The sequence below is a fragment of the Nitrobacter winogradskyi genome, assembly GCF_006539545.1.
GTDB lineage: Bacteria > Pseudomonadota > Alphaproteobacteria > Rhizobiales > Xanthobacteraceae > Nitrobacter > Nitrobacter winogradskyi_A.
Genome location: NZ_BJNF01000092.1, coordinates 1 through 21,431 on the forward strand (window position 1 = coordinate 1; position 21,431 = coordinate 21,431).

Annotated in this window: 19 protein-coding genes, 2 tRNA genes and 1 pseudogene; 16 read left to right on the forward strand and 6 right to left on the reverse strand. The window is 61.7% G+C overall.

From position 1 onward, the window contains the following. Positions 1–105: 105 nt before the first annotated feature. The 4 genes from NWI01_RS15805 to NWI01_RS19085 all read right to left on the reverse strand — a co-directional run bounded on the left by NWI01_RS15805 (position 106) and on the right by NWI01_RS19085 (position 1,794). Positions 106–405: a hypothetical protein gene (locus NWI01_RS15805; RefSeq protein WP_141384935.1), complete on the reverse strand. Its 300-nt coding sequence runs from the start codon at positions 403–405 to the stop codon at positions 106–108. Positions 406–503: 98 nt separating this feature from the next. Continuing rightward, positions 504–740 carry a hypothetical protein gene (locus NWI01_RS19080; RefSeq protein ID WP_181410528.1) on the reverse strand — a complete coding sequence of 79 codons (237 nt, stop codon included), beginning with the start codon at positions 738–740 and terminating at the stop codon, positions 504–506. 551 nt (positions 741–1,291) lie between these two features. Further along, positions 1,292–1,377, reverse strand: a tRNA-Tyr gene (locus tag NWI01_RS15815). A 240-nt stretch (positions 1,378–1,617) separates the two neighbouring features. After that, on the reverse strand, positions 1,618–1,794 hold the full coding sequence (locus NWI01_RS19085; RefSeq protein WP_181410529.1) for a hypothetical protein: 177 nt from the start codon (positions 1,792–1,794) through the stop codon (positions 1,618–1,620). 667 nt (positions 1,795–2,461) lie between these two features. Between NWI01_RS19085 and NWI01_RS15820 the strand changes: the two genes are divergently transcribed. Both NWI01_RS15820 and NWI01_RS15825 read left to right on the forward strand, forming a co-directional pair. Next, positions 2,462–3,085, forward strand: coding sequence for a hypothetical protein (locus NWI01_RS15820; RefSeq protein ID WP_244613813.1), 624 nt, complete (start codon positions 2,462–2,464; stop codon positions 3,083–3,085). A 111-nt stretch (positions 3,086–3,196) separates the two neighbouring features. Continuing rightward, positions 3,197–3,270, forward strand: a tRNA-Gly gene (locus NWI01_RS15825). A 196-nt stretch (positions 3,271–3,466) separates the two neighbouring features. On the opposite strand, the gene NWI01_RS19780 is transcribed toward NWI01_RS15825, so the two are convergent. Next, positions 3,467–3,832 (reverse strand): hypothetical protein, encoded by a 366-nt coding sequence (locus tag NWI01_RS19780; RefSeq protein WP_244613814.1) that lies wholly within the window; start codon positions 3,830–3,832, stop codon positions 3,467–3,469. On the opposite strand from NWI01_RS19780, the gene NWI01_RS15830 reads away from it, so the two are divergent. The 14 genes from NWI01_RS15830 to NWI01_RS15895 all read left to right on the forward strand — a co-directional run bounded on the left by NWI01_RS15830 (position 3,825) and on the right by NWI01_RS15895 (position 20,775). Further along, positions 3,825–4,106: a GTA-gp10 family protein gene (locus tag NWI01_RS15830; RefSeq protein WP_244613815.1), complete on the forward strand. Its 282-nt coding sequence runs from the start codon at positions 3,825–3,827 to the stop codon at positions 4,104–4,106. The two genes, NWI01_RS19780 and NWI01_RS15830, sit on opposite strands and share 8 nt — an antisense overlap. An 869-nt stretch (positions 4,107–4,975) precedes the next feature. Then, on the forward strand, positions 4,976–5,731 hold the full coding sequence (locus tag NWI01_RS15835; protein WP_244613816.1) for an energy transducer TonB: 756 nt from the start codon (positions 4,976–4,978) through the stop codon (positions 5,729–5,731). An 80-nt stretch (positions 5,732–5,811) separates the two neighbouring features. After that, positions 5,812–6,306, forward strand: a complete 495-nt coding sequence (locus tag NWI01_RS15840) for a DUF3016 domain-containing protein (protein WP_181410530.1) — start codon at positions 5,812–5,814, stop codon at positions 6,304–6,306. A 256-nt stretch (positions 6,307–6,562) separates the two neighbouring features. Then, the gene (locus NWI01_RS15845; RefSeq protein WP_141384938.1) at positions 6,563–7,093 is read left to right on the forward strand and encodes an RNA polymerase sigma factor; all 531 of its coding nucleotides are present in this window, start codon (positions 6,563–6,565) and stop codon (positions 7,091–7,093) included. A gap of 64 nt (positions 7,094–7,157) precedes the next feature. Beyond that, entirely contained in the window at positions 7,158–8,147 is a 990-nt protein-coding gene (locus tag NWI01_RS15850) for a FecR family protein (RefSeq protein WP_244613817.1), read from the forward strand. A 288-nt stretch (positions 8,148–8,435) separates the two neighbouring features. Next, the gene (locus tag NWI01_RS15855) at positions 8,436–10,937 is read left to right on the forward strand and encodes a TonB-dependent siderophore receptor (protein ID WP_141384939.1); all 2,502 of its coding nucleotides are present in this window, start codon (positions 8,436–8,438) and stop codon (positions 10,935–10,937) included. A 218-nt stretch (positions 10,938–11,155) separates the two neighbouring features. Beyond that, the gene (locus tag NWI01_RS15860; protein WP_181410531.1) at positions 11,156–11,629 is read left to right on the forward strand and encodes an RNA polymerase sigma factor; all 474 of its coding nucleotides are present in this window, start codon (positions 11,156–11,158) and stop codon (positions 11,627–11,629) included. A 104-nt stretch (positions 11,630–11,733) separates the two neighbouring features. Next, positions 11,734–12,717: a FecR family protein gene (locus tag NWI01_RS15865; protein ID WP_141384941.1), complete on the forward strand. Its 984-nt coding sequence runs from the start codon at positions 11,734–11,736 to the stop codon at positions 12,715–12,717. A gap of 273 nt (positions 12,718–12,990) precedes the next feature. Further along, on the forward strand, positions 12,991–15,414 hold the full coding sequence (locus NWI01_RS15870; RefSeq protein WP_181410532.1) for a TonB-dependent siderophore receptor: 2,424 nt from the start codon (positions 12,991–12,993) through the stop codon (positions 15,412–15,414). 143 nt (positions 15,415–15,557) lie between these two features. Beyond that, complete coding sequence (locus tag NWI01_RS15875) at positions 15,558–16,742, forward strand: PepSY-associated TM helix domain-containing protein (RefSeq protein ID WP_244613818.1); 1,185 nt, start codon at positions 15,558–15,560, stop codon at positions 16,740–16,742. Further along, positions 16,739–17,269, forward strand: coding sequence for a thiamine pyrophosphate-binding protein (locus NWI01_RS15880; protein ID WP_141384943.1), 531 nt, complete (start codon positions 16,739–16,741; stop codon positions 17,267–17,269). Before NWI01_RS15875 ends, NWI01_RS15880 begins: the two co-directional genes overlap by 4 nt. Continuing rightward, on the forward strand, positions 17,266–17,592 hold the full coding sequence (locus NWI01_RS15885; RefSeq protein WP_141384944.1) for a hypothetical protein: 327 nt from the start codon (positions 17,266–17,268) through the stop codon (positions 17,590–17,592). The genes NWI01_RS15880 and NWI01_RS15885 overlap by 4 nt, the downstream gene beginning before the upstream one ends. Beyond that, positions 17,567–18,841 carry an efflux RND transporter periplasmic adaptor subunit gene (locus tag NWI01_RS15890; RefSeq protein WP_244613819.1) on the forward strand — a complete coding sequence of 425 codons (1,275 nt, stop codon included), beginning with the start codon at positions 17,567–17,569 and terminating at the stop codon, positions 18,839–18,841. Before NWI01_RS15885 ends, NWI01_RS15890 begins: the two co-directional genes overlap by 26 nt. Then, positions 18,838–20,775, forward strand: coding sequence for an ABC transporter permease (locus NWI01_RS15895; RefSeq protein WP_141384945.1), 1,938 nt, complete (start codon positions 18,838–18,840; stop codon positions 20,773–20,775). The genes NWI01_RS15890 and NWI01_RS15895 overlap by 4 nt, the downstream gene beginning before the upstream one ends. A gap of 280 nt (positions 20,776–21,055) precedes the next feature. Here NWI01_RS15895 and NWI01_RS19090 read toward each other — a convergent pair. Then, a pseudogene (locus NWI01_RS19090) lies at positions 21,056–21,431 on the reverse strand (hypothetical protein); the annotation flags it as partial.

Consider the following 21,431-nt stretch of genomic DNA (forward strand, 5'->3'; position numbering starts at 1 on the left):
GCTCTAGGCTACCGCTACGGCCGTTGCGACTGAGGCGTAGATCGATCCCTCCATCGTAGGTCACGCTCTGGCGTAGGCCTTCAATCGGGTAGTGGAGGAGCGCCATCATTTCTCTGGCGAATCGGGTTCTTCTGGTTTTTGTCCCAGGAGCTTGGTGATCTCGGTGATGCTGTCGGCGGCGTTGTCATCTTTACCGAGGAGGCCGATCAGTCTCTTGTCGCGCTCCTCATCCAGGATCGCATTCGTCGCCATGACAGCTTCTATGTCGCTGGCGAGCTTGCGGTAGGTCGCTGCGAGCATCTCGAATACTTCGCGCTTTTTATCGTTGAGCGTGCTCTTGCTGATTGTGATGCAATGTTCGGAATCGGCGAGAAGCTTATCCAGGTACAGCTTCAAGTCTTTCATGTGCTTCGCTTCGGTCCTTGTTAAAGGGGGCACGAAACCTAACCTGCTTCGTGATCACGCGGAAGTATCTCGTCTGTCGTGGATTGCCGCCGGCGAACCTATTCACCGGCGCGGCGTTGTGCATTGATGCAGAAATCATCGCGAAGATGGGCTCCCACCGAGGATGAGCGGTTGATCGCGCTAAGGGAACAGGGCGTAGGCACGGCGGCAATCGCCAAGAAACTCGGCCGGACAGAAAGCTCGGTCAGCAGTCGGCTGACGGTCCTGAGACGACGTGCGGCATCGTTTAAGAAGAATCGGTATCCGTCGGCGGCGTCAGACTGCTGTTGATCCATCTCATGGTTCTTGCGTCAACCAAGGAGTCGCATTCGATGCACCGCGGAATTCGCGGCCCGGCGCCGTTTGACGGCAAGGCCATGGTCAGCAGTTTCTTGCAGACAGGACAGTTCTTCCGTTGGACGGGCTGGCCCATGCCGCGATCCTTCCATTTGAGGAGGTTGGAGCGCAACTCGCGTTCTCATCGTCGATAGAAAGCCATGTGCCGCGCAATGCCGACGCAGTAACGCACATTCAAATTCCTGATGTCTGTCCAAAAGTGCACAGAGCGCATCGGTTCGCGCACCCGTGAAGCTTTCTCCGGGGTATCTGTTCTGAGAGCGCCAGATCGAGTTCTGGCCAATGTCATGCCGTGCGCGACGTCTCGAAATCTGATGCTCCTCAAGCGCTACTCCGGAGAGGCTGAGCACCGATTCGGATTCGCCGATTTATTCCACGGATGAACCCGGACGATAGCGGATGAATGCTCATGCTCCAGCCCATACCCAAAAGCGCAACGAACGCTCACTTCGATGGCGGGCTGATCTTTACTGTAAGTTATTGAAATAATTGGTGGGGGAGGCAGGACTCGAACCTGCGAAGCCATGAGGCGGCTGATTTACAGTCAGCTCCCTTTGCCACTCGGGACACTCCCCCGCAACGCCTTCGGATGTCGGATGCTGAAAGCGGCCAGATCGACCATGCATGGATGACATTAAAGGCACTTGCCCGAATGCCGGGCGCGCGGTTGCGCGCGTTTATGAGGGAAGCGCGCCGGCAAAGTCAACCGAGCGCACGCCGGAAGAGTGAACTTCCGCATATCCGATGGTGGAAATGACCACTATTCAAGGCTCACGGCTGGAGCGCGGCGCTTTTGTTCGCTGCCCGGACCGCCCGTCACTGCGCATATTCGAAGATCGCGAATATCACGGCCAGCACGACGAACAGGGCCACGCCGACGATCAGACCGATTTTACCTCCTCGGGTGCGGTCATGCACTTTATCCCCGCCGGTGCCCTCATGGCTGCCCTCGAATTCTCGTGAAGAACTGCGCCATTCCCAGAAATCGTTCATTGTTCGTCTCCGTCGTCTCGATCGCACCGTTTTTCAAGCGTGCTTCTGCCCGAAGCCAACTCAGGATTCCTGGACCGGAAGCGCGATCACTGAAGCTACCACGAACGACGACGGTGGATGGCTTATGCACCTCGCTCAGGGTTGGTATTTCCCAGTCAGTCCAAGAAGAAAGCTCGGGTCGCGTACAAGCTAATCATACTTAGGCACGGGGAGGGGAAACCGCTAGCGAGGTTGATGCGCAAGGGGGCGTCCTCAACTGATCGTCCCCGCGCCGGCGCGCGCTTCCATTTTGAAACAGACCGGGCGCCATGCGGCTGGGCAGGGTGATCAAACATCTTGTGAGCCACATCTTCTTCCCCGGCTCGCGTAAAGCTCCGGGTCGGCGCGCGGCTCCCTGGCCAGCATCCTTCTTGTTGATTTATCTGTATTTTTTTCGCGAGACCGGTGGAGGTTGCGGTGCTTGATCCAGGCAATCTGAAATTAACCGTTAGATCTAGTTCATTTGCCTGTTCGCGTCTAGCTGGACAGGACATACCCACAGGCCCTAGTTACCGCCACCATGACCAGCGGTTCCGTGCCGGACATTCCAGAGCAGGGCTTAGTTCCCGCGTTCCCTCACTCCAGCATTCCGGGAGATATGATGATCCGACTGCTTATTGCATCGGCGATGATTTGCATTGTCGCCACGCCGTCGTCGGCCAGGTCTTTTTCAAAGAAGTGGCATGTCGCTCAGGGCTGTGACGCCATGCGTCCCTGCTATGGCGACTGGAGCGCGCTGTACGGCTCGGCACAGCACGCTCATGGGCATGTTCGCCGTTATGCCGTCCGGCACCGGGTCCGCCACTCGCACAAGCGAATTCCCAGCGGGCTTGCGCGAGTCATGGCTGAAGGTGCGGGGAGAGCCGTCGGTGTGGTTCGTTCCGCCTCGGGCGCCACGGCGCGTGTCGCCAACCGCGCCACCGGTGCTTTTCAATGTCTGGTATCGGCTCTTGACCGGCAAGGCTATCCGATCCGTTTCATGGGCGGCTGGCGGGCGCACGGAAGTGTTCATGGCTCGCTGCATCCGGCGGGGCTGGCGCTTGATATCAACCAGTACGGACGAAACGTTACGCGGCCGCGCATGCCACTCAATGAAATCGCGCTGGCGAATTCCTGCGGGTTGATTGCGGGCGCGCAATGGTCAAACGCCGACAGCGGCCATTTCCAGCTCGGCGGCTGGAGCGGAAACGGACGGCATGAGGCCCGCCGCCGCTATCACCGCCGTGCGCGCTACGCCAACGCGCGATGGTGATGCCGGTTCACAAGCCGAACTGTTTGAAGCCCTTGCCTTTCATCCCTGGGTGTTCGTTCCGTGGCAGGATGGTTGAGGGGCTCGGCGCGACGTGATAGGTGAACGGTGGTCGCGGGTGTAGCTCAATGGTAGAGCAGCAGCCTTCCAAGCTGAATACGAGGGTTCGATTCCCTTCACCCGCTCCAGAAGGATTTCGATGCAAGGAAGACGAGGCCACCCTTTCCGGCGCCGGGTGATGCTCGTAACAACATGAAGGTGATCGCCGATTGCTCCGTTGACCCACATGGTGAGCCGGAGCAGCCAATCATCGCCTGATCCTCCCGGAACGCGGCATCAGACCAGCCGATGCGGGATATTTGGCGGGAGAGCATCACAATAGAATCAGCGAGCCGCGTCACCTACATAACCTTCAGGATGGTGAGGTCTACCTTCGTATATCGCCGCCTGCCGGGTCGCGGTCTGGAATTGCAGGCCAATCGATCCGGTGCTTTTCGTTTCTGGTTGAATCAGAAGCGAAGCTCGAAATTGTTGTTCTGACGCGGTTTCTTCACGCGAACCGGTATCCGCTTCGCTCGAAAACGCTATAAGTGATCGAAGAGGTTCTGAGATGACCAAACAAAGCACCAATCCTTGCGCTCGCCAGATCAGTTTTGCCGGCAAGGTTCGCACCTTCAATCTGAACGATCCCAAGGTGTCCGCCATGATCGCAGGCGGAGCGAAATTGAAGCAGGTCGCGAGGATGATCACGATTTCCCGCCTCGGCATTGGCAGAGCGCCGCTGGCCGGACCCTACGGCGACACCGCGGCGGCTTGCCACAAACGCTTTCTTGAAAAGATCTATTCGGCGACCGATGTGGAGAATGTCATCACCCTCGGGCTGATCGGCGGCGGGATGCCCGAAGATGAAGCCTTTGCGCTTGTTGATGAGCACGTCGTCGGTAAGCCGCTCGAGGCCAACGCGTTGATCGCATCGGAAACCATTGCTGCGTTGTTCGCTGGTAAAGAGGATGCGCAGGCATAGCGGAACGGTGAGTTGGAAATCCGGTTCTTGCTGGTGGTGCAGATTTCGGCAGAGCAGGAATGAGGCATCACCTGTATCCGCCGGGCGATTAAATCAGATCGATGTCCGCTAGAATGGTCGCGCCGGAGGATGAGATGAGCCGGCCCATGAAATGGTTTCAGCGCAAGACTTGCGGGCACGGCTGAACGGCTGAAGTAGACGCTCGCCGCGCTGATGATTTGAACCCGATCCATTCCAGAAAAAGACCCGCTGGATCGCGCCGGTTTTGTCGTTATTAACGCCGCTACGCGTAAGCAGACGCATCTTCGCGCGGATACCCTTACTGATTGTAGCAGGTATTGATCGCAGCCTGGCGACCGGCTTGGCGGTTCTGCGAGAGCATCTGATTGAATCAGAACCGATGCTCCAGGCTGTTGTTTTGACACGTTTTCTTCCCGCGATGGGTATAGGCTTCGCTTGAAAACGTAACAGGCCTGCCCAAGCGGCTGTGACATACGTTGCATCGCTCCGTCCGCGTCGCGGGAGCGCATCCCTCATTACTTTCGAAGTATTCAAGTTTTGTGGCTCTCGCAGCGCCTTGAAGGCGGAACCTGCCCGGTCTAGGTAGCTTGCCATGCGCTGTGAGACGCGTGTGGCTGCGTATGCGCGACATCGCATTATTCGCCGGCGTGATAGCAAAGAATGAACGCGCTTCATGCGGAACGGTGTCCGCGAGGCTGATGGTAGGTTTCTTTGATGCGTCCATCATCATGGTCGTTTCACAAACGTGTTTTGATCATGCTGACCAGCGCCCGTGCAAATCATCACTGTAGATTTCATATCGCGGGCGGCGCGTGATGGGAGCCCCCGTTGCGATGCCGGGTAGTTGGATGCTTCGCTTTGTTGCGCGGAGAATCCCGACCTGTATCGCACTCGCTGCGCATACTGCCGTCGTGTTCACGCTGGTTTACGATCCGGCGGTCAAGCTGGTCGTTGACGAACAGCCTGGTCCGACGTTTGTCGAGATCGTCACTGTTCCTCCCCATGGCTCCACCGCCGCCAAGCAGGATGAAGCTGCCGAACCGGCATCGACGGCGCCGGCCGAGTTACCCCTGCCGACGCTCGCGGAGGAATCTCCGCCGGAGATTTCCGATCGGGGAGAGGAGGCAGAAAAGCCGGTGACATTGCCGGTGCCGGACCCGAAGCGGGCAGCCGTTCCCAAGAGGAGCACACCTCGCGTTCGACTCGCCGCAAGATCCGCGCCGCCTCGCACCAGCGAGCAGCTTACCGACGCGGCCGGCACGCCAGACCAGCTAGAGGGTGGAGCGATAGGAACGACGGATCTCAGTCAGGTGCCTGTCGATGTTCTTTCCGCCTGGAAAGCGAGACTGCTCTCCCACCTGGAGCGCTACAAACGCTATCCGAGCGCGGCCCGTAAGAAGGGCACTGAAGGGACGGCCTATCTGAGTTTCGGTATGGATAGCGAGGGCCGGGTACTCGGATATCATCTGGCGCGATCTTCAGGTTCTTCCGAACTCGATGAGGAGGTTCTGGCCATGATCGTGCGCGCATCGCCGTTGCCTCCCGCGCCACCGGAAATGAGCGCGCAGGTGAAGCTCATTGTTCCCATCCGATTCAGGATGTGAACTCGCCTTGGCGATGGCGCGGTCTGGAAGCTTCCGGATTCGTGCTTATGTCCGATCGACACGAGCGGATGAGGTGAATCATGCGTTGGATATTCGTCATCGCCGCAGTTCTAGCGGTCAACGTTCTTTCTCCGGCATCAGGCAGCGCCGGGGTGAACGTGCGCTTCGTCAGCGCGGGCCGCTATACGGACGCCGGCTCGTTCGATACCTCGCGCGCGTCGGTCGAAGCGGCCTTGCGTTCTCATCTGGATCGTCTCGGCAGGCGATATCTCGCGCCGGGACAAACCCTCAACATCGACATCGTCGACGTGGATCTTGCCGGCTATCTCCAACCATGGCGTGCTGACGCCAGCAATTTGCGTGTCGTCACCGGCGCCACGCCGCCAAGAATAGAGCTGCGTTATGTATTGACGGAGAGAGGCCGGCGGACGCGGCGCGGCGAAGAAAGGCTCACCGACATCAACTTCGAGATGAATCCGTCGGCGCGCCTTTCGAGTGACCGGTTCGTCTACGAGAAGGCGCTGCTGGACGACTGGTTCCGGCGCACCTTCTCCAGGGATCGCCAAGGTTTCTGAGGCGCTGTGCGTCTCGGTTCGAGAGGTCCGGCTCACCGGGCTTTTACGATCATGGCGACGTGCGGCGGACGCGGCGGCCATGACAAAAAGGCAAGCCACCGATCAGTGTCCGCCGAAGTCTCGTCCGATTGTATTAGACGCTATCTAAACTGTCGGGCGTTGCGGCCGTTTTGCGGTTCTTCTATCAGGGCTTGGACGACCGCTTCTTTCGCGAGAGCTGAGGGTCGCCAGCACGTCCGGAATCACGCATCGAAGCATGGATACAGCGGCCACGACGCAAAGCGATGACGATCTGATGTCGGTTTATCTCCGGCACTGGAAGGCCCTGTGCGCGCATTTGAGGAAGCGCACCGGCTCGCAGGAACTGGCCGAGGATGCGCTTCAGGAAACCTGGCTGCGGCTGGCGGGGATGAAGGGTGATGCCGCCGCGATCCATGATCATCACGCTTTTATTCTGCGGGTTGCCGGCAACATCGCGATCGATCTCGTGCGCAGGGAGCGGCGTCATACGGCTCATTGCGTCAGCGACGAGACGCTGCTCGCGGCGGTGGCCGACAACATGCCCTCTCCGGAGGTCTGCGTCATCGACCGTGACCAGCTTCGCCTGCTGGCTCTGGCGCTGGCCAGATTGCCGGCGAAGCCGCGGGCGGCGCTGCTCCTGAGCCGCTGCGACGGCCTGTCCCATCGGGAGATCGGCGCCCGGCTGAAGGTCTCCGAGAGCATGGTCGCGAAATATCTCGGGCAGGCGCTGCGCCATTGCCGCGATCATTACCGCCATCAGCCCTGAAATTTGCGCCGGCCGGTCTATGATCGGCCCGCTCGTTTCGTCATAGAAAGAGGAGGCCGGCGCGTTGACGCGCCCTGCGCTGGAGTGGCTGGTTGCGATGACGCCGAAAGACAGGCAGCAGCATGAATCCGACATCGCGCTGAGCGACGCGGCGATCGACTGGCTCGTCAGGCTCAAGTCCGGGCAGGCGACGAACGACGATCATGCCGCCTTCGCGGCATGGCGCGGGCAGAGCTTGGAGCACGAACTGGCCGCGCGCGAGGCCGAAGCCGTCTGGCATGGCGTCGGCGTCGCGGGCGACCGCGCCCGGACCCTGGAGCGAAAGGAACGGCGCGCCAAGGTGACGCGACGGGCCGTGCTGGGCGGGGGAACGCTGGCTGTAGCCGGCTTCGTCGTGGCGGGATCCGGCGTTATTGGGCCGCGGGCGTTTGCCGACCACGTCACCGGGGTCGGAGAACAGCGCACCGTTGGTCTCGCGGACGGCTCGTCCGTATTCCTCAACGCCAGTTCGGCGTTTTCCGTCCAGTTCAGCGCCCACGAGCGCCGGCTGTCGCTGCTTGAAGGCCAGGCCACCTTCACGGTCGCGCACGATACGGCGCGGCCCTTTATCGTCGAGGCGGGAGACGGGCAGACCCGTGCTGTCGGGACGGTTTTCGACATCGATATCCGCGCCGGCGAGGTGGTGGTGACGGTCGTGGAGGGCGTGGTCGCGATCACGACCGATCAGTCTCCCGATCCGGTCGTCGCGCGGGTGGACCAGCGCGTCCGCTATCTCCCGCGCGGCAGGCCCTCGGGGCCGGAATCCGCCGATGCCTATATTGAAACGGCGTGGCGCCGCGGCAAGCTGATCTTCAATCGCCGCCCGCTGGCCGATGTGGTTGCCGACATCGAGCGCTACCGTCGCGGACGGATCGTCCTGATGGGAGACGGGCTGCGCTCGCTGGAGGTGACCGGCGTGTTCGATCTCAACGATCCGGAGGCGATCCTGCACACGATCGAGGATACGCTGCCGGTGCAGATGACGCGTCTGCCGTTCGTCACCATCGTTCGATAGTTCGATCCGATAGCGTCGTTCGCGCGGCTCTCTCCGCCGTCATGCCCGTGCTTGTCACGGGCATCCACGTCTTAAGGGCGGTTCAACGAGACAAAGACGTGGATGGCCGGGATAAACCCGGCCATGACGGATCGTCGGAATGTTTCCGTTCAAGTCTCTCGTCCGGTTTTTTCATCGAATCCGCTGCAAGGTTTCGCCGGCCGTTTCGTCCTTGTTTCCGAGGGACGGCGCAGACGCGGTATTGCCCGAGACCCTCACGTCAGGATTGGGGCAGGTGGGCATTACGTTATGAGTCGGACAGAGCAAGGCGAGCGTGGCACAGGCACGGTATCGGCACTCAGGAACGTTCTGTTGGGATCGGCGGCGGGCCTGGCGCTCCTGACGAATGCGGCAGTCCCTGGGTCCGCGAATGCGCAGACCATTCCGTCGCAGCAAGGCGCGTCGCAGGCGATCGCCTTCAATATCCCGGCGCAGGACCTTGGCGGGGCGCTCAACGCGTTCGCCGATCGTGCCGGACTGCGATTGCTGTTTCCCTCGAATCTCGTGGCGGGACGGCGCAGCGCCGGACTGGCGGGGACGCTGACGCGCAATCAGGCGCTCACCCGCCTGCTGGCCGGATCGGGCCTGACCTACCGCTTCACCAGCGCCAACACCGTCACCATCGCCGATCCCGCCCCCACGCCTGTCGGAGCCGCGCCGGCCGGCGCGATCGCGCTCGATACGATTGATGTGGAGGGTGCGTCGAGGAGTGACCCCGGCAGGACAGAGGGCACCGGCTCCTACACGCCGAGCGTGACCGCGACCGCTACGGGGCTTCAACTCAGCCCGCGCGAAACGCCGCAGTCGATCAGCGTCATCACCCGACAGCAGATGGACGATTTCAGTTTAAAGTCGATCAATGAGGTCATCGATCAAACGCCCGGCCTCAGCACCCAGAATGCCGGGAGTGGGATAACCAATTACTATGCCCGTGGCTTCGCCGTTCAGAGTCTTCAGTACGACGGATTGCCGACCAGTTTCGATAATTTTTATCCAGGCACGGATACGCTCAAGGACATGGCGATCTATGATCGGATGGAAGTTCTCAAGGGCGCGTCGGGCCTTATGACAGGCGTCGGCGACCCCGGCGCCACCATCAACCTCATCCGCAAGAAACCGACCCGCGCATTTCAGGGCTACACCACGCTGCGCGCCGGCTCCTGGGAGGATTATCGCGGTGAACTCGATCTCGGCGGTGCGCTGAACGAGAGCGGGACGGTGCGTGGCCGCTTCGTCACCACTCATCAGGACCGGAACTCGTATCTCGATCGTTTCCAGCAAAAAAGCTCGCTATTCTATGGAATCGTCGAGGCTGATCTGACGCCGGACACGCTGCTGACCGTCGGCGCGGATTATCAGCGCCACGTTCCGAGAGGCTCTACTTCCGGAATGATTCCGCTGTTCAACAGCCTCGGCGAGTTCAATACAGTGCCGCGTTCGTTCAACCCCGCCGCGCGTTGGAGTACCTGGGAGCAGCAAGCCTATAACGTCTTCACGATGCTGGAGCATCATTTCGACAATGAATGGCGGGTCAAGCTGCACCTCAACCGCCAGGTCAGCGGTTACGACGCTACCGTTGCCTCCGCCTCCGCCGGTAATCCGAATCCGCTGGATGGAACCGGCGCGAGGTTGTGGCGATATAACTTCATTGGCGAAACTCGCAACGACGCAGCTGATCTTTCTGCCACGGGACCGGTCTGGCTGTTCGATCGCAAGCACGAACTCGTTGTCGGTGGCCGCGTTTCAAGGCGAGATCGAACAAACCGGAATTTCGATGTGGATCCGATGGGACCGGGGGCCAGCAACATCGTTCCTGATTTTTACAACTGGACCGGTAACATTCCCCAACCGCGATTGATACCGTTCGATACCAACCCTGACAGAGAGATTTTCGATGAAAGCGGATTCTACGCGGCTACGCGATTGAATGTGCATGACAGGCTGAAGGTGATGCTGGGAGCGCGTATCGCCAACTATGAAGCGCGGCAACGTCTCTTTGGGGACAGCCAGCAATTCAAGAAAACTGGCCATGTGATACCGTACTATGGCGTCGTTTTCGACATCACGGATGTTCTTTCCGCCTATGCCAGCTATGCAGGCATCTTTCGGCCTCAGGCAGCGCAGAACGAACAGGGCGCCACGCTCCCGCCGCTTGAAGGCACGAATGCGGAAGTCGGACTCAAAGCGGCCTTTTTCGATGGTCGTCTCAACGCCAGCGCCGCGTACTTTCAGGTCAAGCAGAACAATTATGCGATCCCGACCGGTGGTTTAACCCCTATCGGAACACCGGCCTACCGTCCGGCGGACGGTGTTATGAGCGAAGGGTTCGAGATGGAAATTTCGGGCCAGCTCTCACCGCAGTGGCAACTCCAGGCCGGGTTTACGCACAGTGTGTCGCAGCTCGACAATGTGAGGGTCATGACGCTCACGCCGGCGAACCAGTTCACATTCTACAGCACTTACAAGCTCGATGGCGCGCTCGACGGTCTGACGCTGGGCGGCGGTGCGCGCTGGATGGATAAGACTTGGGAGAATGTGAGCAACCCGGTCCATGGCACGGTGCTGCATACCGCGCCGAGCTACTGGGTCGTGGATGCGATGGCGAGCTACAAGTTCAACGACAATCTGTTGGGTACGCTCAACATCAGGAACCTGTTGGATAACAAATATTATACCTTCTACAATTGGTACAATGGCTACGCATGGGGCGCGCCGCGCAGCGTGTTTCTCAGCATGACCTACAAGTTCTGAGGGTGCTCAACTCAAATCCACTTAGAAGCTCTCCAATCTATTGGGTTTGCGGATAAACTGACGGCGCGATAGACAACCTGTGCGCCAGCCCGGTGTTGGAAGGATGATACCGGGCGCTGGCGTCGTCAGCGTTCGGCATCACCGTCTCGGCATCACCGTCAATGACCAAAAGGCCTTCACTCTCAAGACCCTCGTTCTCGCGGTTGCTGAACGTCCTGATGACGGATCGTGCAGGCGTCGAGAATGCGGTTCGCGGCCGGACCGGAGAGGTCGCCTCAGCCGATATCGTGCAGGAGACCTGGCTGAAGCTGGCCAATCATCCGTCGGACAGCGCAATCGAGAATCCTTCCGCCTTCGTCCGCCGCGTGGCTAAAAACTCCGCGACCGACTATCTGCGGAAGGAACGGCGGCGCAGCGCGCTCAACACGGAAGTCCACGATCTCCTGTACGACACCGAGGATGAGCTTTCGCCCGAACGGATCGTCATCGGCCGTCAGGCGGCGGCCCTCGTGCGCGACGCCATCAATTCACTGCCGCCGCAGACCAGACGCGTCCTGCTGATGTCCCGCTTCGAGGGATTGACGCACCGCGAAATCGCGCTGGAACTCGGCATTTCCGAAGCCGCGGTCTATTATCACATCCGGCGTGCTTTCGAGCATCTGGCGGCCGTGCGGTCCCATCTTCCGGACTGATACAAAAAATGTTCCAGACGTGTTTGGGTCTATCGGCTTCTCGCGCGTCTTTAGGATAGAAGCGCTCCAGAGCTGTCTTCGCCGGTAAACCGATTCGCGAGACCATGGACGAGAGCAAAAATCCTGACGTCGTCAGCGAGAGCGCGGCCAGAGACGCGCGCGACTGGGTGGTGCGCCTGTCGTCGGGGCGGATGACCGAAGCGGAACTGGCGCGCTTCAAGACATGGCGGGCGGCTTCGGAAGAAAACGCTCGGGCGTTCGTTCGCGAGCGGGCGTTCTGGCAACAGCTTGGCGCGCTCGATCTCCACGCCGAGCGGGAGCGCCGGCCGCGACAGCCGGCCAGCCTTTCGCGGCGCGCCATGGTCTTTGGCGGCAGCGCCGCCGTCGCGGCGTCGGTCGCCGTCGTTGCCGTGCCGAGGGTCAGGCTGCTCTGGCAGGCCGACTACCGCACCGCCGCCGGCGAGCAGAGAGACGTTTCGCTCGCGGATGGAACGCGGGTGACGCTGAACACCGATTCCGCGCTCGCTGTCCGGTATCGTCAGGATCTTCGTTTTGTCGAACTCCTGCGGGGCGAGGCGATGTTCGACATCGGAACCGATGCCGATGCTCCGTTTCGCGTGTCCGCCTTCGGAGGAAACACCGATGCGGTGTCGGGCAGCCTCAGCGTGCGGGCGTTGGACGAGGAGGCGATTGTCACCGTCATGTCCGGAGAGGCGCGCGTGGCGGCTCCGGCATTGGAAGACGCGACGGCAATGCCGGTCATGGCCGCGATCACCATCAGGCCCGACCAGCAGACACGATACCGGAGAGGAGGATCGCCCTCACCGGCGACGGCGATCGATCCGGAGCAGGTCCTTGCCTGGCGGACAGGCCGGGTGATCTTCGAGGGCAGGCCATTCGCGGAAGCTGTTGCGGAGCTGGGGCGCTATGTGCCCGAGCCGATCGTGCTGGTTGATCGCAGCCACAGCCATGATCCGGTCAGCGCGGTTTTCTCGATCCGTCAGGCGCAGGCCGCGGTTGCGGCCCTTGCCGAAACTCAGGGTCTCACAGCGCGGCGGATTCCCGGCGTGATGATCGTCATCAGTTAGAACGCTTTCAATCAGAGAGAATATTTTCAGAAGGTCGTTTAGGTGAAACGACCGCTCGCGCGTCTCTTGGGTGAAGGGGACAGTCCGAACGACATCGATAGCCCTTCCTGGCGTCTCTTAAGGATGCCTGCTGCGCATGATAGAGACGTGGGGCTTTTAATGTCTGCAAGGGGAGCGCGACGCCATTGCGAGCGTCGCAAGGTACGTGCGGGATTCACAAGAATACTGTTGCTGACGACGGCGTTGAGTACCGCGTCGATTGTTGTCCTCTCTTTGGCTGATCCCGTTGCGGCGCAAGCCAACGCCCGCAGCTTCAACATCGCGCCCCAACCGCTGGCATCCGCGCTGCGGGAGTTCGCCAATCAATCCGGCATGCAACTGGCTTACCGGACGTCCGAGCTTCGCGGAATGAACTCGCCCGGCTTTCAGGGCTCGGCGTCGAGTACGCAGGCACTCGCTCGCCTTCTCGCCGGCACCGGCGTCTCTTACAACGTGAGTGGCGCGAACACCGTCACCATTCAGCGCGCGGCCGAGCCGGTCGCTGGCGCGGCGCCAGCCGGCGCGATCTCGCTAAGTACGATAGACGTGCAGGGAAGTCCGACGAGCGATCCCGCCGCTACCGAAGGATCCGGTTCTTATACCACTACGCAGATGAGTTCGTCGACCGGGTTGCCGCTATCGATCCGCGAAACGCCTCAATCGGTCACCGTAATCTCGCGCCAGCGGATGGACGATCAGAACATCCGCACCTTCAATGATGCGATGGAGAGTACGGCCGGCGTCACCTCCCAGCGTTGGGATAACGATCGCGTTGAATTCATGTCGCGCGGTTTCAAGCTGACCGAATTCCGATATGATGGCGTACCGGTGGATGCGGACGGTGCCGGGGACCATGGCCTGTCGACAGTCGATATGGCCATCTACGATCGGGTCGAAGTCACCAAGGGCGCGAGCGGCTTGTTACAGGGCGCCGGCAATCCGGGCGCGGCCGTCAATCTCGCTCGCAAGCGCCCAACGAAAGCGTTTCAAGGCTCGATTGCCGGCCTCGTCGGCTCGTGGAACAACTATCGCACCGATTTTGACCTTTCGGGCGCTCTCAATGACGCCGGCACGGTGCGCGGGCGTTTTGCCGGCGCCTTGCTCGATGGCAACTCCTATCTCGATCATTATCACAAGCGGCGCCATGTGCTTTACGGCGTGATCGAGGTGGATCTCACCGACGATACCATGCTGACGATCGGCAGTGATTACCAGAAGGACAAATCACGCGGTGCGCAATGGGGAGGGCTGCCGCTGTTCTTCTCCGACGGAACGCGGACGAACTGGGATGTCTCAACCAATCCGGGCGCGGTGTGGAGTCGCAACGACTTTTCCATGAACACCTATTTTGCCACTCTCGAACATAACTTCGACAATGGCTGGAAGGCGGTCGGATCGTTCAATCATCGCCGCAGCATATCTGACTTCATGCTGGGGTCGGCAAGCGCCGGCTATCCGGATCCGGTGACCGGCGCGGGTGTCTCCCAATTCATTTGGAAGGGGCCGTTCAATATGATCCAGAATACCGTCAACCTTAACGTCTCGGGTCCGGTCGAAGTCATGGGGCGGACGCATGAGCTGACGTTCGGCGTGTTGGCGACCCGCAGATCGGAAAGAGGACTCTATTATGACGATCCTTCTTTCCCGTTCCTGGGCGACCCTCCTACCTATGACCCTTCCGTTCCCAATTTCTTCACCTGGAGGGGCAACTCGCCCCAGCCTTCCTTCCCGCTTCTGGGCAGGGTCGAAAGCTCCTATTCGCGCACCGGCACCTTTGTCGCGACCCGTCTCAAGCCGATCGAGCACCTTTCGATCCTTCTGGGTGGGCGGCTTGACTGGTGGAGCTTTAACGACAAGGGGACGTACATTGATCCCTTGGGAGAATGGTTGTATCCGGCGCAGTACTCGGTCAACGCCCGGGTCACTCCCTATGCCGGCATCGTATACGACCTGACCGACGTTTATTCGCTTTACGGCAGCTATACGAATATTTTTGCGCCAGACGGCTTTCGCGACATCAATCGCAACTTTCTGCCTCCGACCGAAGGCGACAGTTACGAGGCCGGCGTCAAGGCGGCCTATTTTGGTGGCGCGCTCAATCTCACCGCCGCCGTGTTCATGATCCAGCAGAAGAATTTCCACCAATTTGCGGGTTTCGATCCAGTTACAAACAACAATTATTACCGCTCGATCGACGGCGTTACGTCGAAAGGATTCGAACTGGAACTGGCGGGTCAACTGGCTCCCGGTCTGCAGGTCTATGCCGGATACACCCACACCCATGCGCGAACGTCCGACGGAGCCCTGGTCTACTCGTTCATCCAGACCACGGCGCCGCAAAACCTCGTCAAACTATTCACGACCTACCGCCTGCCGGACCAATGGGACCGATGGACTATCGGCGGCGGCGTTCGTTGGCAGGATACGATCCACGGTTACGTCAATTCCAACCCCTTCGGCGTTCGGCAGGAGTTGGCGCAAGGCGGTGTGTTTCTTCTGGATTTGATGGCGCGCTTTCGTCTGACCGATCAGATCGATATCACGTTTAACGCGACAAACCTCCTAAATCAAAAATACTACTCTGTTTTCGGTAACTACGACACTGGCGTCTATGGCGAGCCGCAACGCTTTACGGTGTCCACCAAGTTCCAGTTCTAGGGATGACGCGTCCGTTACCCTGAAACGATAAAAAATTTGCAACTAGGGGTTCAAAAAACGGCTGCTCGATCGTCTTACTCATTAGAGGGTCACCATGCTTTCGACCCGCGGCGGAACAACCGCGCGCCTGGGGGAGATCAAGAGTGGACGGAACCGTATCGCGCAAGACCTCGGGAGCCCGGCTGTGGTTTGTTTTTCACGGCTGGCTGGCGCTTCCGATCTGGGCGTTTTTGTTCTTTGTTTGTCTGACGGGTTCGATCGCGACGGTCAGTCATGAGATCATGTGGCTGGCGAATCCGGAGGTGCGGGCGAACGCGCCGTCGTCGGATGCGCGGCTGCTCAGCTACGACGAGATCATGGCGGCGGTCGAGCGCGAGGAACCCGGCGCGCGGGTGCGCTTCATCTCGCGGCCGGTGAAGTCGATGTTCGCCCTGAACGTCGCGGTCACGCGTCCCGACGGCAACTCCGCGAGGCTGTTCGTCAATCCCTATACCGGCGCGGTGCAGGGCGAGCAGGGCGCCTTCGATTTCCGGCGGTTCGTGCGCGCGTTGCATGCTTGGCTTCTGATGCCGTTCGATGGCGGCTTCCCGATCGGGTGGTACGCGGTATCGGCGCTGGCGATCCCGCTGCTCGGCTCGCTGATCACCGGCATCGTCGTCTACAAGCGGTTCTGGCGGGTCTACCTGCGGCCGCGCCTGCGTGTGAGCAAGGGCAGGCGCATCTTCTGGGGCGACCTGCATCGCCTCGCGGGCGCATGGTCGATCCCGTTCATCGCGATCATGGCGGTGACAGGCGGCTGGTTCCTGATCCAGGCGATTCTCGGCGACAACCACATTTCGATCTCGACGGCGGGCGTGCCGCCGGTGGTGTCGCGTAGCGATGTTCCCGCCGTGGACAAGGGCGCGCCGGCGCCGCGGATCACGCTGGAGCAGGCGGCGGAGGCGGTGCGGCATCAACTGCCCGATCTCGAGCCGAGTTTCGTCCAGTTCCCGAGTAGCGCCTATGACCATATCAGCGTCGGCGGGCGGGGTTCATATCCGCTGATATTCGAGTCGGTTGACGTCAACCCCTATAACGGCAAGGTCGAACGGACGCGGCGTGTCTCCGACCGCTCCGCGCTCGAACTCGTCACCGGCTCGATGCGGCCGCTGCACACCGGCGACTTCGCCGGGATCTGGCTCAAGCTGGTCTATCTGGTGTTCGGTCTGGCGCTCACCACACTGGTGTTTTCCGGGATGATGGTGTGGACCAAGCGCACCGCGATCGAGACGGTGAAGGTCGTGCGCGAACGCAGGCAGGCGCGGCTGGGACTGGAGGCCGCGGAATGACGGTGCTTGCATCCCCATCGCGCGGCGCGTCGCTGTGGCAGCGCTGGCGTTTTCACCTGAGCGCGCTTGTGCTGATCGCGCCGATCGTCTTCGGGCCGGCGTGGTTTCACCAGAATGCGTTTTTTGACGGCAAGAAGGGCCTCGGCCAGCGCGAGATTGGCGAGATCGCGGTCGGGCCGTGGAGCGTGCGGCTCGCGGAGTTCAAGCTGAGCGAGCCGGATGCGGAAGGCCGCGCCGGGCATGCCAAGGAGTTCGCGCTGGCGTTGTGTCCGGCCTGCGTCGATCAGGTCAAGGCCGCTTACCTGCGCGTGGGCAAGCCGCGCAACCTCCGCACCGCGGGCGCGCTTTTCTCCGGCACGCCGTACCGGCAGACCGCCGAGATGCGCGTTCCGGAGCGAACCACCGCCGATGATGAACTGTGGCTGACGCTGGAGGGCTGGGACGGCACGCTGCATCAGGCGACGATCCCGATCCGCACCGCTTCGCCGGTGATGGCCGCCTGGCTCGAGAAGAGGGGGCGGTCATGATGGGGCTTCGAAGAGGCGGACTGATCATCGCCACCATCGGCGCGGTGTCGCTGTTTATCGGCGCGGCCTGGGCGCATCCGCCGTTTTGCATCTGCAAGATGGCCAATGCGACGACGGTAAGCTGCGAGGGCGGCTTCGCGGATGGCACCGGTGTTCCCGGCGTCAGGCTCGACGTGATCCGCTACGACGAATCCGTCGTGCTCCAGACGAAGTTCGGACCGGATTCGACCGTGAGTTTCAAGCGGCCGGATGGTGAGTTCTACATGCTGTTCGATGCCGGGCCCGGACAGTCGTTCGATGTCGATTACAAAGACATCCAGTGAGCGGATGCCGACCATGAACGCTCCGGTGCCTCCCGACGATGTCGACGGCCTGGCGCTGCCGCCGGCCTGGACCGCGCCGGCGCGTCGCGCGCGCGGCTCCCGGCGGCTTGTCCTGGGGTTGAGCGCCGCGGGACTGGCTGCGCTCGGCACTCTCGCCGTCATGGGATTCCGCGCGCCGTCACCGGACAGCCTCTATGAGACCGTCGCCGTCACGCGGCAGGACATCGAGAGCACGGTTGCCGCGACCGGCAAGATCCAGCCCTATGCGAGCGTCGATGTCGGCGCGCAGGTGACCGGCCAGTTGAAGCATCTGCGCGTCGCCGTCGGCGACAAGGTGACCGCGGGACGGGTCGTGGCGGAGATCGACGCCGAAGTGCAGTCGGCGAAAGTCGAGGGAATCGAGGCCGATCTGGCGCGGTTGACCGCCGAACTGGCGGAGCAGGAAGCCGGGCTTGTGTTCGCGGAACGCAATGTCGAGCGGCACCTGACGTTGTCACAGACCAGCGCGGTGTCGAAACTCGCTTTTGAAACGACGACGCGCGACCGCGACATCCTGATCGCGCGCATCGACGCTTCCAAGGCTCGCATCCGCCAGATGCAGGCCGACCTGCGCGCGCAGAAAACAGCGCTGAGGTTCGCCCGCATCACCGCGCCGATGGGAGGCACCGTGGTCTCGGTGGACGCGAAGGAGGGGCAGACCCTCAACGCGAACTACGACACGCCGCTGCTCCTGCAGATCGCCGATCTCGACACCATGACGGTATGGACCGATGTGTCCGAGGCCGATGTCGTCAAGCTGCGCGAGGGCATGCCGCTGTGGTTCACGACATTGGGCCGGCCGGATCGCAAGTGGCATGCGACGCTCCGGCAGATCCAGCCGGCGCCCCGGCGTCCCGACAACAAGAAAGCCGAGACCAAGACCACGCCGCAATCGGGCAATGTCGTGCTTTACACGGCGCTGTTCGACGTTCCCAACGCGGACGGCAGCTTGCGAGCGGGCATGACCGCGCAGGTGTTTTTTGTGACCGCCGCGGCGCAGAACGCCCTGGTCGTTCCGGTTGCATCGCTCAATGACAAGGGAGAGGTGCGCGTTCTCCGTGAAGACGGGACCATCGCTGTCCGCAAGGTCGAGATCGGCACCCGAACCCGCTTCGTGGTCGGAATCACGAGCGGGGTGACGGATGGCGAGCGCGTCATCACCGGCCTCAAGTCGGCCGGTCCGCCCGCGAAGCTGAGGGTGGAGTCATGACCCCTCCGCTCATCGAACTCGAGGGTATCCGCCGCTCCTATCGCAGCGGCGATGTCGTGACCCATGCGCTCCGCGGCGTCGGCTTGTCGATCCACGCGGGCGAGTTCGTGGCGATCATCGGCGCCTCCGGCTCCGGCAAGTCGACGCTAATGAACATCATCGGCCTGATGGATCGACCGAGCGACGGCGCGTATCGATTTGGCGGCCGGGATGTCGCCACATTGAATCGCGACGAGCTTGCCGCGTTGCGCCGTGGCTGCTTCGGATTCATCTTCCAGAACTATCACCTGATTCCAACGGTGAGCGCGCTCGGTAACGTCGAGATGCCGGCGATCCATGCCGGCGCGCCGCGCGCCTATCGTCATCGTCGCGCGACCGCGCTGCTGACGCGCCTTGGCCTGGCCAACCGCATCACCAATCGTCCCTCGCAACTGTCGGGCGGCCAGCAACAGCGTGTCTCCATCGCGCGCGCGCTGATGAACGGCGGCGCCGTGATCCTCGCCGATGAGCCGACCGGCGCGCTGGACAGCAAAAGCGGCACGGAGGTGCTGGGGATCCTGAAGAAGCTCGCCTGTGACGGGCACACGATCATCCTCATCACGCACGACTCGAAAGTAGCCGCCGCGGCCGAGCGCATCATCCGGATCGAGGACGGTCTGATCGTCTCCGACAGCGGCCCGGACCCCGAGAAGGTTTCATCGTCGATTGCCGTTGCTCCATGGCAGGCGAGCGATAGCGCGCCTCCGCTCTGGACCTGGCTGGAGGAAGCCGCGCGCTCGGCCTTTGCGGCGCTTGCGATCAATCCCGTTCGCACAGCGCTCACCCTGAGCGGCATCGTCATCGGCGTCGCCTCCGTCGTCGCCATGATGGCGATCGGTCGCGGCGCGCAGGCGTCGTACATCGAGCGGGCTTCGGCGATCGGCACCAACTGGATCGTGGTCGACCGCGCCGGCGAATCGACGGGGAACAGCCTGCCGCTGACTCCCGCGGACGCTCAGGCGATCAAGGATATGGACAACGTGTCGGGGTCGATGCCCGCGATGTGGGACATGGCCACGATGCGTCGCGGCAATATCGACCTGAATACCGACGTGATCGCTACCACGTCCGAGTTCCGGACGGTTCACAAGTGGGACATGGCGAAGGGCACATTCTTTACGAAGCAGGATGAGGTCAGCGGCGGCCCCGTGGTGCTGCTCGGCGCGACCCTCGCGTCCAAACTTTTCCCTGGGATCGCTGATCCTTCCGGCAGCAACATCCTCATCAACAATCTTCCCTTTCTTGTCACCGGCGTTCTTGAAAGCAAGGGTCTGTCCGAGAGAGGTACGGATCGGGACAAACGCGCGGTGATGCCGCTTCGCACCGCGGCGATGCGGCTGTTCGGCAAGGATGACCTGTCGGAGATCGTCGTTTCCATCGCCGACATGTCGCGTCTGCATGAGACCAAGGAAGCCATCAAGGCGCTGCTGATCCGGCGCCATGGCCGCGAAGACTTCTACATCTACGATTCAGCATCGGCGTTCCAGAAGGCCGAGGACGAACGCCGCTCCAGCAATTTGCTGCTCAGCGCCATCGCCGCGATCTCGATGCTGGTCGGCGGCATCGGCATCATGAACATCATGCTCATCACCGTCTCCGAGCGCACCCGGGAGATCGGAGTCCGCACCGCGATCGGGGCCAGGACCGCCGACATCCTGGGTCAGTTCCTGACCGAGGCCGTCGTATTGGCGGCGATCGGCGGCGTGGTCGGACTGCTGCTCGGCGCGGTGATCGGCGTGGGCGCGGCGCTCCTGTTCGGGATGACGGTGATCTTCTCCGTCACCATGGCTCTGGGCGCGCTGCTGGGAGCGGTGGTCATGGGCACGGTGTTCGGCTTCATGCCGGCGTATCGCGCCGCAAGGCTGAAGCCCATTGAGGCTCTCGCGAGGGGATAGCCATGGTCGAGAGAGCCATCAACGACGGACAACGAATCAACAGAGCGTCTCGTCCGGGAAGCGGACCGCATGCCGGCCGGTTCCGGACCTCCAGAGCACGTCAGCCGGTGGCGATGCTCGCAACGAAAGATCATACCCATGATGCATAACATCCGGACAATCGCGGCGGGCGAACTCCCCGCAAGGATCGCTCGCGGCCTGCTTGCCGCCGCGTTTATACTCGCCATCCTGCCTGGTGATGCCGACGCACGCGACCGGCGACAGCACCCGCAGCCTGACGTTACGGCGTCACAGCCGGCCGCCACGCCGCCGGCGTCTGATGCGGTCTCGTCACCGTCGCCGTCTTCTGCGGGATCGGCTGCGCCTTCCGGGAGCGCGCCGGCTGCGGCTGCCTCGTCGGTGCCGGCGAGTTCTGCTCCGTCGGCCACTGCTCCGTCTGCCTCTGCTCCGTCGGCCACTGACGGGTCGGCTGGGGCTGCGTCATCGCAGCCGTCAGTGTCGACGTCTCCTGAGGGGGCGTCTGATGCGTCGTCCGGGGTGGGGTCGCCTTCATCTGATGCGTCTGCCGGTGCATCGTCCGATGCGGCCGCGCCTCTGGATCAATCCACGCCTGCTGCTGCGCCACCCGCGCCGGAGGGCTCGTCCTCGACGCTTCC